Source organism: Nocardioides exalbidus (assembly GCF_900105585.1).
Lineage (GTDB): Bacteria > Actinomycetota > Actinomycetes > Propionibacteriales > Nocardioidaceae > Nocardioides > Nocardioides exalbidus.
Genome location: NZ_FNRT01000002.1, coordinates 1,704,997 through 1,716,653, shown reverse-complemented (window position 1 = coordinate 1,716,653; position 11,657 = coordinate 1,704,997). Strand labels below are relative to the sequence as shown.

Genomic DNA, 11,657 nt, shown 5'->3' with positions numbered 1-11,657 from the left:
GCCGTCACATCCTGAAGACGCCGAAGCCGTCGGCGCCCTTGATCGGAGCGTTCCCGATGACGCTGAGGCAGATGGCCAGGACGGTGCGGGTGTCGCGGGGGTCGATCACGCCGTCGTCGTAGAGCATCCCGGACAGGGCGTAGGGCAGCGACTGCTCCTCGACCATCTGCTCGACCATCGCGCGCATGCCGGCGTCGCCCTCCTCGTCGTACTGCTGGCCCTTCGACTCGGCAGCCGCGCGGGCGACGATGCTGAGCACGCCCGCGAGCTGGGCAGGTCCCATGACCGCGGACTTCGCACTCGGCCAGGTGAAGAGGAAGCGGGGGTCGAACGCGCGGCCGTTCATGCCGTAGTTCCCGGCGCCGTAGGAGGCGGCCATGATCACGCTGAGGTGCGGGACGGTGCTGTTGGACACGGCGTTGAGCATCTGCGCGCCGTGCTTGATGATCCCGCCCTGCTCGTAGTCCTTGCCGACCATGTAGCCCGTCGTGTTGTGGAGGAACAGCAGCGGGGTGTCGGACTGGTTCGCGAGCTGGATGAACTGCGTCGCCTTCTGCGCCTCCTCGCTGAACAGCACGCCCTGGGCATTGGCGAGGATGCCGACCGGGCGCCCGTGCAGCCGCGCCCAGCCGGTGACGAGCGAGGTGCCGTAGAGCGGCTTGAACTCGTCGAACGGCCGGCCGTTGTGGGCGCTCGTCCCGTCGACGACGCGGATGATCACCTCCCGCGGGTCGAACGGCTCCTTGAGGTCGGTCGGGATGAGGTCGAGCAGACCCTCGGGGTCGGCGTCTGGCTCGGCGAAGCGGGCTGGGCTGGAGTCACCGGATATCCGGTGACCGCCCCGCTTGTCGGCCGAGATCTGGGGGGCGAAGCGGGAGTCCTGGGTGCAAAGGTCGGGCTGGTTGCGGTTCAGCCGCGCCACGATCCGGCGCCCGATGCGGATGGCGTCGTGCTCGTCCTCGGCGAGGTAGTCGGCGAGGCCGGAGACCCGGGCGTGCATCTCGGCGCCGCCGAGGGACTCGTCGTCGGACTCCTCGCCCGTGGCCATCTTCACCAGGGGCGGACCGCCGAGGAAGACCTTGGCGCCGCCGCGGACGAAGACCGTGTAGTCGCTCATCCCCGGCACGTAGGCCCCGCCGGCGGTCGAGTTGCCGAAGACCAGGGCGATGGTCGGTTGCTTGCGCGCGGACGACCGCGTCAGGTCGCGGAAGAGCCGTCCGCCTGGGATGAAGATCTCCTTCTGCGTCGGCAGGTCGGCACCGCCGGACTCGACCAGCGAGATCGTCGGGAGGTTGTTCTCCTCGGCGATCTGCGAGGCGCGGAAGATCTTCTTGACCGTCCACGGGTTCGACGCGCCACCCTTGACCGTCGGGTCGTTCGCCGAGATCAGGCACTCGACGCCCTCGACCACGCCGATGCCGGTCACCACGGACGCACCGACGGTGAAGTCCGAGCCCCAGCCCGCCAGCGGCGACAGCTCGAGGAAGGCCGACCCGGGGTCGACGAGCAGCTCGATCCGCTCGCGGGCCGTCAGCTTGCCGCGCGCGTGGTGGCGCTCGACGTACTTCTCGCCCCCGCCCGCCACCGCGACGGCGTGCTGCGCGTCGAGGTCGGCGATCTTGTCGAGCATCGCCTCGCGGTTCGTCATGACTCGAGCACCGCCTTCATCCGCTCGAGCGTCGTCTGCATCCCCAACTTGTTGGTGCGGCGACGCAGTGGGCCGAGGACGAGCCAGTAGAGGCGCGTGGGGAGGTTCGGGTCGAGGCGGAAGTACTCCGTGACCAGGGTGCCGCCGTCCTTCGGCTCGAGCCGGTAGCCCCAGTTGTTGACGGTCACGGAGTCCGAGCCGACGGAGAACTCGAAGAGCCTCTCGGGCTCGCAGGCCGTCACCTTGCAGCCCGACCAGTAGGTCGGGCCGACGCCGTTGCGCTTCACGTGGCCCTTGAAGTACGCCCCGACCTCCGGCCCCGTCGCACCGCGGGTCCACTTCGCCTCGAAGGTCTCGGGGCTGAACTCGCCGATCCGGGTGACGTCGCTGACGAGGTCCCAGACCTCGGCCGGCGTGGCGTCCATCTGGACCGAGACCTCGTCACCGAGGGAGGGCAGCCTGATCATCGGATCTCCTTCATGATGCGTAACCCAAGAGCTTGGCGGTGAGGTCGCGCAGCACCTCGTCCGCGCCACCCCCGATCGGCAGCAGCCGGGCGTCGCGGTAGTGCCGCTCCACCTCGGTGCCGTGCAGGTAGCCGGTGCCGCCGAAGAGCTGGACGGCCCGGTCGCAGACGAACGCGGCGCAGTCGACGGCGGTCTGCTTGGCCAGGCACGCCTCGGCGATCACGCCCTCGCCGGCGACGTGCCGTGCGGCGACCGCGCGCGTGTAGGTGCGCGCGACCTCGACCTGGCGGCGCATCTCGACGAGCGTGTGGCTGACCGTCTGGTTGCTGGCGAGCGGGCGGCCGAAGGTCTCGCGCTCCCGGCACCACGCCGCCGCGAGGTCGAGGCTCCGTGCCGCGATGCCGTAGCCGTGGACGGCCAGCGCGATCCGCTCGACGACGAACTGGTCGGCGATCTGCGCGAACCCGGAGCCCTCCGCCCCGACGAGGTTGGCCGCCGGCACGCGGACGTCGACGAACGACAGCTCGGCGGTGTCGGAGCAGTGCCAGCCCATCTTCCTCAGCGACCGGCTGACCGTGAAGCCCGGCGTGCCCTTCTCGACGACCAGCAGCGAGAGGCCGCCGTGCCCCGGCCCACCGGTGCGCACGGCGGTCGTCACGAAGTCGGCACGGACGCCGCTCGTGATGAAGGTCTTCGCGCCGTTGACGACGTAGGAGTCCCCCTCACGCACCGCCCGGGTGGTGAGGCGCGCGACGTCGGAGCCACCGCCGGGCTCGGTGATCGCGAGCGACCCGATCGTCTCGCCGGCCAGTGTCGGGCGCACGAAGCGGTCGACGAGGTCGGTGTCGCCGGAGGCCGCGATGTGGGGCAGCGCGATGCCGCTCGTGACGAGCCCGGCCATCAACCCGCTCGAGGCGCCGGCGTCGAACATCGCCTCCTGCACCGCCACCGAGTCGAGCAGGTCTCCCCCGCCGCCGACCGACTCCGGGAAGCCGACGCCGAGCAGCCCGAGGTCGCCCGCCGTCCGGTGCAGCGAGCGCGGGATCTCCCCCGCGTCCTCCCACTCCTGGAGGTGCGGCACGACCTCGCGGCGCGTGAACTCGGCCGCGGTCGCGCGCAGGGCGTCGCGCTCGGTGATCACAGCAGCGAGTCCTCGATCGAGACCATCCGCGAGCGCAGCCACTCGCCGAGCCCCTTGGCCTGCGGGTCGAAGCGCGTGGACGCGGCGACCCCGTCGCCGAGCAGGCCGTGGATGACCAGGTTGACCGCGCCGAGGTGGGGCAGCAGCCACACGTCGACCTCGAGGTCCGCCGCCTCCGGCAGCAGCGCGCCGATCCCGCGCGGCGACATCATCTTGAACAGCCACTGCACGCGGGCGTCGTACTTCTCCTGCGCGACGCCGTCGTGCGCGACCCAGAGCCCGACGTTGGCGTCCCCGCCCTTGTCGCCGGAGCGGGCGTGGACGAAGCGACCGAGCGGCAGCCGGCGGGTCATCACGTCGGTGCGGCCCGGGTACGGCGACGGGCGGGCGCCGGGTGCCTCCTCGGTGGGCGTGTACGACGTGGGGTCGGCGACGACCTCCCGACGACCGTCGGCGTGGACGACCGTGTGCGTGACGTCGGCGCGGTCGACGTAGGCCGCGCGGTAGATGCCGAACGGCGTCGCGGGCGCGGGCGGTGCGGTCATCGTGAAGCCGGGGTAGGAGCCGAGGGCGAGCTCGACGGCTGCCGCGGTGAAGGCGCGGCCGACCGGGTCGGGCGAGGGGTCCTTGACGGTGCAGCGCAGCAGCGTCGAGGCGGACTCCTCGGTGTCGGCGTCGGCGGGCGGGAGCACGACCTCGGACCAGTGGACCTGGGCGGCGGACGGCGTGAGCTGGGACCTCACCCACTCCGCCTTGGCCTCGACGTCGAGGCCGGTGAGCACGAGCTCGACGCTGTTGCGCCAGCCGCCGAGCTCGTTGACGCAGACCTTGAGCCGCTGCGGTGGGGCCTCCCCGACGACCCCGCTGACCCGGACGCGGTCCTCACCGTCGTCGTCGAGCCGGACCGAGTCGAGGTGGACGGTGACGTCCGGGCCGAGGTAGCGGGTGGACTGGATCTCGTAGACGAGCTGCGCGGTGACGGTGTCGATCGTGACCGCGCCGCCGGTGCCGGCGTGCTTGGTGATCACGGACGACCCGTCTGCGGCGACCTCGGCGACCGGGAACCCGAGCGGCCGGTCGCGGTGGGGCAGCGCGAGGAAGCCGCTGAAGTTGCCGCCGGTGGCCTGGGTGCCGCACTCGATGACGTGGCCGGCGACGACCGCGCCCGCCAGCTCGTCGTACGACGTCGCGCTCCAGCCGTGGCGGGCAACCGCGGGCCCGACGACGAGGGACGCGTCGGTGACCCGCCCGGTGACGACGATGTCGGCGCCGCCGGTGAGCGCCGCGGCGATGCCGAAGCCGCCGAGGTAGGCGTTGGCGGTCAGCGCGCCATCGAAGGAGAGGTGGCGGACGTCGTCGCCCTCGACGTGGGCGATCGCCGGGTCCAGCCCCAGGCCGGAGGCGACCTCGCGGAGCCTGTCGGCGAGCCCGGCGGGGTTGAGGCCGCCGGCGTTGGCGACGATCTTCACGCCCTGCTCGAGCGCGAGGCCGAGGCAGTCCTCGACCTGGCGGACGAACGTGCGGGCGTAGCCGAGGGTCGGGTCCTTCAGCTGGTCCTTGCCGAGGATCAGCATGGTGAGCTCGGCGAGGTAGTCGCCGGTGAGCACGTCGAGCCGACCGCCCTCGAGCATCTCGCGCATGGCGGCGAGCCGGTCGCCGTAGAAGCCGGAGCAGTTTCCGATCCGCACGACACCCGTCACGTCGGCCGCCGCCCCTCGCCCGGCTGCCCGGCGAACGCCTGCGCGATGTCGAGCCACCGGTCGACGTCGGCGCCGCCCGCGACGAGGTCGGTGTCGTCGCGGTGGATGCGCTGGGTGACGAGCCGGCAGAAGTCGCCGGCCGTGCCGGTCAGGGTCTGCTCGGCGTCCTCGGGACCCCAGCTCCACACGTCGTCGGACGGCGAGAGCAGGTCGATGCGGAACTCGCCGGCCGGCGGCTCGAGGCCGTGGACGGCGAAGGCGAAGTCACGGGTGCGGACGCCGAGGTGCGCGACGTGGCGGATCCGGTCGGTGTCGACGACCTGCGCGCCGAGGCCCGCGTGCACGTCGAGGCTGTGCGCCCACGTCTCCATCAGCCGGGCGGTCGCCATCGACGCGGCCGACATGGGCGGGCCGAACCACGGCATCTTCGCCCCGCTCGGGAACGCGGTCAGGGCCGCGTGGAGGTCGGCGCGGGTACGCCGCCAGCGCTGCAGGAGCCCGGGCTCGCTCGCGACGGCAAGGGCCTGGCGGTCGACGTAGTGCTCGGGGTCGGCGAGCGCCTCGAGCACGAGCGCGTCCCACGCGTCCTTGTCGGTCGCCGCCTTCAGCGCTGCCTCGTCGGTCCACGCGAGGTGGGCGACCTGGGCCGCGACGTCCCAGCCGGGCGCCGGCGTGGGGGTGTGCCAGCCGCCCTCGTCGAGGTCGGCGACGAGCCACTCGAGCGCGTCGCCCTCGGCGGCGAGGTCGGCGAGCACCTGCTGGAGCACGTCGGTCATGTCGTGAGCTCCTTCTCGAGCACGTCGGCCCACTCGCGCAGGATGCGCCGGCGGCGGGCGGAGTCGTCGGTGATCGTGGACGCGAGGCCGAGGCCCCGCACCAGGTCGAGGGTGGCCTGCACGAGCTCGCGCACGCCGGGCCGCGACTCGTCGGCACCGAGCGCGGCGACCGTCATCCGGTGCGCCTCGCGACCGACCCGCTGCTCGAGCGGGGCGACGGCGGCGAGCAGCGTCTCGTCGGTGCGGGCGGCGACCCACAGCTCGAGCGCGGCGGCGAACACCGGCGAGGAGAAGTGGTCGCCGAGCATCTCGACGACGGCACGGGTGCGCCGCTTCCCCGCCGGCAGTGCGGCCGCGGCCTCCGCGAGCTCGGCGCCGCGGCGCTCGGTGAGGTGCTCGACGGCGGCGACGACGAGGTCGTTCTTGGTCGGGAAGTGGTGCAGCTGGGCGCCGCGGCTCACGCCTGCCCGCTCGGAGACGAGGGTCGTCGACGTGCCGGCGAACCCGCGCTCGACCAGGAGCTCGACCGTCGCCTCGAGCAGCCGGGCCCGCATCGCGCGGGTCCGGTCGGCCTGCGGCACCCGGGTCGAGGTCACCGTCCCAGCGTGCCGTCGTACTAACAAACAGTCAAGCCTGACTTTTTCTCAGCAGGCACCCGAGGTGTACGTCGCGTCGACGTCGAGGTCACCCTCGTGGAAGAGACCGCCGTCGTAGGCGATCTCCATGCAGCCACGGACCGCGTCGTCGTCGGCGGCCCGGAGCTCGTAGTACTCCTGGATCCCGTAGGACTCCCCGAAGGGGGCGTCCTCGTTGACGGTGCGCCCCTCGCGCACCTCCACGTCGTCGCGCCCGAGCGCCTCCTGGATCGCCGTGACCCCGGGCGACCCGTACTTGCCGTACGCACCGGTGAGGTCCCCGGCGGCCGAGGACCCCGCGGAGTCGAGCCGGTCCTGCGTGAGCGGGCCGACCGAGTCGACCGTCACGGTGAGCGCGGCGATGCCGAACCCGAGCGCCGCGACGCCGGAGACGACCCGGCCGAGGGCGAAGCTGGCACCGGAGGGCTCGTTGGCCTCCGGGTTCTTGAACTGCCAGGCGGTCGTGGCGTACCAGAGCTGGCGGGGGTCCACGATCGTCAGGACCAGGAGGAGGATCGCGACGATCCAGAGCACGGTAGCCATGGCGGAGATCTCCCCCGTGAGGGCGGCGCTGAAACTCCGGGTCAGACGGCGGCGACGGTGAGCACGATGCGGGCGCGCTCGTCGGGGGCCAGCCAGCGGCGGCGGGCCCGGAGGAGCTTGCGGGTCGACCAGGCGACGAAGACGACGGCAAAGGCCACTGGGAGCCAGACGAACGGCAGCCCCGCCAGGGCGGTGAAGAGCATGCCGGTCAGGGTCGTGACGAGCGAGAGCTTGCCGGCGTACCCGGCCATCGCGGCGTGCGGCGCCGGGGTCGCGCGGGGCGAGGAGAGGTCGACGGAGTAGGGCGAGCGGATCGACCAGGTCATGACCGTCGACAGCACCTGGCCCATCACGACCAGCCAGCACGACGCGACGCAGACGCCCACGAGCAGCGGGGGCGCGCCGTTGCGCACCAGCGCGAAGAGGATGGTCACGCCCGACACGAGCGCCATGCACTCGGCGATCACGAGGGTGCGTACGTCGAACACGTCCCGCGCGGGGACCGGCAGGGTCTCGCGCCACACCATGCCCTTGCCGTCGAGGCAGAAGGCGTTGACGCCGAAGAGCAGCGCCGCGCCGCTGGCGGTCAGCCCGGGCAGGAGCATGACCGAGCTCCACTGGAGCCCGGCCACGAGCGCGACCAGGCCGGGACCGACACCCAGCACCATCAGGCCCCGGCGCAGGCCGACCGAGCGCCACACGGAGTCGCGGTCGAGCCGGCGCAGCAGCGCGCGCTCGGGGGTGAGCCAGCGGGACTCCGGTGCCGGGCGCGCCTCGTGCACCCCGGACTGGACCCGCAGCTCCTCACGTGGCGGCAGGCCGAGCGCCCAGGTGGCCGGCCGGGCGCCGACGAGCGTCATCACCGCGGCGAGCGCCAGCAGGACGAGGACCGCCAGGGGCCAGCGCGACGTCGGCGCCGTCTCCGCGAGCCAGGTGGTCGGCAGGGCGCGGACGATCGGGCCGAGCGCGCCGGCGAGGTGGAGCGTGGCGACGAGCAGCAGGAAGACGACGCTGACCACGCGGACGACGAGCACGCCGTGCTCGGTGCGGCGCACGCCCTCGACCGTCCAGCCGATCGCCTGCCCGATGGTCGAGGCGGCGACGACCCACGCCAGGACGACGAGCTGCGCGCCGAGCAGGTGCGCGGGGTCGGCCACGAGCGCGCTGACCGCGAGCAGGCCCCACATCTGGACGAGCCAGGCCAGGTTGACCGGGGCGAGCAGGAGCGCGCCGAAGTGCTCGCTGGTCGGGCTGATCGGGTGGATCGCCGCCTCGCTGCGCGAGAGCAGCTCCCTGCCACCGCCGCTGCTCATCGCCGAGCTGACCGACAGCAGCAGGAAGCCGACGAAGGTCGCGCCGAGGTTGGCCTGCAGCGCGGTGACGGCCTTCTGCACGGTGTCGCTGCGGATCGCGTCGACGTCGAACGTCGAGGGCAGGACCGCGAAGCAGAGCGTCAGCCCGAGGACGACGAGCACGCCGACCACTGCGGCGGCGGGTCGTCGTACGGTCCCGGCGCGGAAGCGCACGAGGTGCCCGGTGTCGCGGGCGGCCTCCAGCAGGCCGGCCGGGCCGCTAGTCGAGGAGGGCACGGTAGGCCTCACCGGTGAGCTCGGCGGCCTGCATCTCGGCGACGCGGTTGCCGCCGCGGAGCACGATCGCGGTGCCGCACGCCTCGAGGGCGAGGTCGCGCAGGTGGGTCGAGAGCAGGACGCAGGCGCCGCGCGCGCGGGCGTCGGCGACGACCTCGAGGGTCGCGTCGACGCCGATCGGGTCGACACCGTCGAAGGGCTCGTCGAGGAGCAGCACGGCGGGCTCGTGGAGCGCGGCCAGCACCACGCTGAGCCGCCGGCTCATGCCGTGGCTGAACCCGCCGACGACGCGGTGGGCCACGTCACCCAGCTCGAAGCGCTCGAGCAGGTCGCGGCCGCGGTCCTCCCAGGTGTCCATCCGGCGCAGGCGGGCGGACAGCTGGAGGTGCTCCCACGGGGTCGCGCGTGGCACGAGCCCGCCGACGTCCGGGCAGTAGCCGACGACCCGCTTCACGCCGATCGCGTCGGTCTCCGCGTCGTGGCCAGCGACCGTGACCTGCCCGGAGGTGGGCGGCACGACACCGGCCAGCACCTTCATGGTGGTCGACTTGCCGGCGCCGTTGCGCCCGAGCAGCGCGGTCGCCCGGCCGTTGCCGGCGGCCAGGTCGACGCCGGACACGGCCTCGACGTCGCCGAAGCGGACGTGCAGGTCGCGCACGACGACGGCAGGGGCGATCTGGTCCACCCGACGATTGTCGCCGAGTTCGCGTCCGCGCACAGGAGAATCGACCGGGCGCTTCCTCCCCGTCCTCCACGCCGACCGGGCACTTCCTCCCCGTCCTCCACGCCGACCGGGCACTTCCTCCCCGTGAGTGGGGACGAAGTGCCCGGTCGGCACGCGTGACGGGGACGGAGTGCCCGGTCGGCACGCGTGACGGGGACGGAGTGCCCGGTCGGCACGCGTGACGGGGACGGAGTGCCCGGTCAGGCGGGGAAGGAGCCGCCCGTCGCCGCGAGGTCGCGGAGGTACGCCGTCGGGCGGAAGCGGTCGCCATAGGTGTCGGCGAGCTCGTCGGCGCGGTCCAGGAAGGCCGTCAGGCCGACCGGACCGACCGGGTGGCCGGTCTCGTCGAGCGCCTGCCAGCCGGTCATGAACTGGGCGGCGCCGCCGGTGAGGGCGGGGAAGCCGATGCCCATGATCGAGCCGATGTTGGCCGCGGCGGCCGAGGTGAGCACACCCTCCTCGAAGCACTTCGCGGTCTCGAGCGCCTCGATGAAGAGCATCCGGTCGCGCACGTCGCGGATCGGGACCTGCACCTCCGCGACGGGGAACGTCTCCGCGAGCCCCGGCCACAGCGTCGTACGACGTCCGTCCTCGTCGTAGTCGTAGAAGCCGGCACCCTTCAGTCGCGACGGGCGACCGAGGTCGATCATGGTCGCGATGACATCACCGGCGGGGTAGTCGCCGAGGTCGACGCCGTCGCGCGCGGCGGCCTCCTCGGTCGCCTTGCGGATCTTGGCCATCAGCTCGAGGTTGAGCTCGTCACTGATCTGCAGCGGCCCGACCGGGAAGCCGGCCGAGGTCGCGGCGCGCTCGAGCGACACCGGGTGGACGCCCTCGGCCAGCATCGTGAGTCCCTCGTTGATCTGCGTGCCGATGACGCGCGAGGTGTAGAAGCCGCGCGAGTCGTTGACCACGATTGGCGTCTTGCGGATCTGCTGGACGACGTCGTAGGCCTTGGCCAGGGCGAGGTCGGAGGTCTCCGCGCCACGGATGATCTCGACCAGCGGCATCTTGTCGACCGGGCTGAAGAAGTGCAGGCCGATGAAGTCCGCAGGACGGTCGACGCCCTCGGCGAGCTCGGTGATCGGCAGCGTCGAGGTGTTGGAGCAGAGCAGCGCGTCCGGGTCGACGTGGTCGGCGACCTCGGCGAACACCTTCGCCTTGAGCGAGGGGTCCTCGAAGACGGCCTCGATGACGAGGTCGCAGCCGGCGAGGTCGGCGGCGTCGCCGGTGGGCGTGATCCGCCCGAGGATCTCGTCGGCCTTGTCCTGCGTGATCCTGCCGCGCTCGACGCCCTTGGCGTTGAGCTTCTCGGTGTACGCCTTCCCGCGCTCGGCGGCCTCGAGCGAGACGTCCTTGAGGACGACCTGCATGCCGGCCCGGGCGCACGAGTAGGCGATCCCGGCACCCATCATCCCGGCGCCGAGGACGGCGACCCTGGTGGCGGTGAACTTCTCGATGCCCTGCGGGCGCAGGGAGCCGGAGTTGATCGCCTGGAGGTCGAAGAAGAACGCCTGGATCATGTTCTTGGCCTGCTGGTTGACCACCAGGCTGGTGAAGTAGCGGCTCTCGATGCGCGAGGCGGTGTCGAAGTCCACCTGCGCGCCCTCGACGGCCGCGCTCATGATCGCGCGCGGCGCGGGGTAGACCGCGCCCTTGGTCTGCTTGCGCAGCAGCGCCGGGAAGGCCGGCAGGAACTGCGCGAGCGCCGGGGTCCTCGGGGTGCCGCCGGGCATCTTGTAGCCCGCCCGGTCCCACGGGTTCGCCGCGGCGTCGGCGTCGTCGCGGTGCTCGAGGATCCACGCCTTCGCGGCCGGCACGAGCTCCTCGCGGGTCGCCACGACCGCGTCGACGAGGCCCTTGGCGAGGGCGCCCTGCGGGTCGAACTGCGTGCCCGGCATGAGCACGTCCATCAGCGCGGACTGCAACCCCAGCATGCGTACGACGCGGGTGACCCCGCCGCCGCCCGGCAGCAGGCCGAGCGTCGCCTCGGGCAGGCCGATCTTGACCGAGCGGTCGTCGACGGCGATGCGGTGGTTGGTCGCGAGCGCGATCTCGAGGCCGCCCCCGAGCGCGGCACCGTTGATCGCAGCGACGACCGGGCGGGGGAAGGTCTCCAGCCGGCGGAGGCTGGACTTCACGGCCTCGCCCATCGCGAAGATCTCGTCGGCGTCGTCGGGCGTCGCGGACATCATGTTCTTGAGGTTGCCGCCCGCGAAGAAGGTCTTCTTGGCGCTGGCGACGACGACCCCGACGACCTCGTCCTGCTCGTCGTACAGGCGCTGGACGGCCGCCTCCATCGAGCGGAGGTAGAGGTCGTTCATGGTGTTGGCGCTCGCCGTCGGGTCGTCGAGCGTGAGGGTGACGATGCCGTCGGCGTCGCGGTCGTAGCGGACGGCGGTCTGGGTGTCGGTGTCAGTCATGTGCAGTCTCC

General features: G+C 72.6%; 10 protein-coding genes. All 10 read right to left on the bottom strand.

Annotation, left to right across the window (positions count from 1 at the left end):
• Positions 1-4: 4 nt before the first annotated feature.
• Positions 5-1,648: an acyl-CoA carboxylase subunit beta gene (locus BLV76_RS08550; RefSeq protein ID WP_090968747.1), complete on the bottom strand. Its 1,644-nt coding sequence runs from the start codon at positions 1,646-1,648 to the stop codon at positions 5-7.
• A complete protein-coding gene (locus tag BLV76_RS08545; RefSeq protein ID WP_090968746.1) occupies positions 1,645-2,115 on the bottom strand; it encodes an SRPBCC family protein in 471 nt (156 codons plus the stop codon). The genes BLV76_RS08550 and BLV76_RS08545 overlap by 4 nt, the downstream gene beginning before the upstream one ends.
• 10 nt (positions 2,116-2,125) lie before the next feature.
• Positions 2,126-3,256 (bottom strand): acyl-CoA dehydrogenase family protein, encoded by a 1,131-nt coding sequence (locus BLV76_RS08540; protein ID WP_090968745.1) that lies wholly within the window; start codon positions 3,254-3,256, stop codon positions 2,126-2,128.
• A complete protein-coding gene (locus BLV76_RS08535; protein WP_090968744.1) occupies positions 3,253-4,956 on the bottom strand; it encodes an acyclic terpene utilization AtuA family protein in 1,704 nt (567 codons plus the stop codon). The genes BLV76_RS08540 and BLV76_RS08535 overlap by 4 nt, the downstream gene beginning before the upstream one ends.
• On the bottom strand, positions 4,953-5,732 hold the full coding sequence (locus BLV76_RS08530; RefSeq protein ID WP_090968743.1) for a TIGR03084 family metal-binding protein: 780 nt from the start codon (positions 5,730-5,732) through the stop codon (positions 4,953-4,955). Before BLV76_RS08530 ends, BLV76_RS08535 begins: the two co-directional genes overlap by 4 nt.
• On the bottom strand, positions 5,729-6,328 hold the full coding sequence (locus BLV76_RS08525; RefSeq protein WP_342711574.1) for a TetR/AcrR family transcriptional regulator: 600 nt from the start codon (positions 6,326-6,328) through the stop codon (positions 5,729-5,731). The genes BLV76_RS08530 and BLV76_RS08525 overlap by 4 nt, the downstream gene beginning before the upstream one ends.
• 48 nt (positions 6,329-6,376) lie before the next feature.
• Positions 6,377-6,910: a DUF6199 family natural product biosynthesis protein gene (locus BLV76_RS08520; protein ID WP_090968742.1), complete on the bottom strand. Its 534-nt coding sequence runs from the start codon at positions 6,908-6,910 to the stop codon at positions 6,377-6,379.
• A 41-nt stretch (positions 6,911-6,951) separates the two neighbouring features.
• Positions 6,952-8,499, bottom strand: a complete 1,548-nt coding sequence (locus BLV76_RS08515) for a hypothetical protein (protein ID WP_090968741.1) — start codon at positions 8,497-8,499, stop codon at positions 6,952-6,954.
• Positions 8,483-9,184, bottom strand: a complete 702-nt coding sequence (locus tag BLV76_RS08510; protein ID WP_090968740.1) for an ABC transporter ATP-binding protein — start codon at positions 9,182-9,184, stop codon at positions 8,483-8,485. The genes BLV76_RS08515 and BLV76_RS08510 overlap by 17 nt, the downstream gene beginning before the upstream one ends.
• Before the next feature lie 239 nt (positions 9,185-9,423).
• A complete protein-coding gene (locus BLV76_RS08505) occupies positions 9,424-11,646 on the bottom strand; it encodes a 3-hydroxyacyl-CoA dehydrogenase NAD-binding domain-containing protein (RefSeq protein ID WP_090968739.1) in 2,223 nt (740 codons plus the stop codon).
• Between the last annotated feature and the right edge of the window lie 11 nt (positions 11,647-11,657).

Coding starts and splice junctions, on each gene's coding strand:
- BLV76_RS08550 (WP_090968747.1), bottom strand. CDS start 1,648: ATGACGAACCGCGAGGCGATGCTCGACAAGATCGCCGACCTCGACGCG.
- BLV76_RS08545 (WP_090968746.1), bottom strand. CDS start 2,115: ATGATCAGGCTGCCCTCCCTCGGTGACGAGGTCTCGGTCCAGATGGAC.
- BLV76_RS08530 (WP_090968743.1), bottom strand. CDS start 5,732: ATGACCGACGTGCTCCAGCAGGTGCTCGCCGACCTCGCCGCCGAGGGC.
- BLV76_RS08520 (WP_090968742.1), bottom strand. CDS start 6,910: ATGGCTACCGTGCTCTGGATCGTCGCGATCCTCCTCCTGGTCCTGACG.
- BLV76_RS08505 (WP_090968739.1), bottom strand. CDS start 11,646: ATGACTGACACCGACACCCAGACCGCCGTCCGCTACGACCGCGACGCC.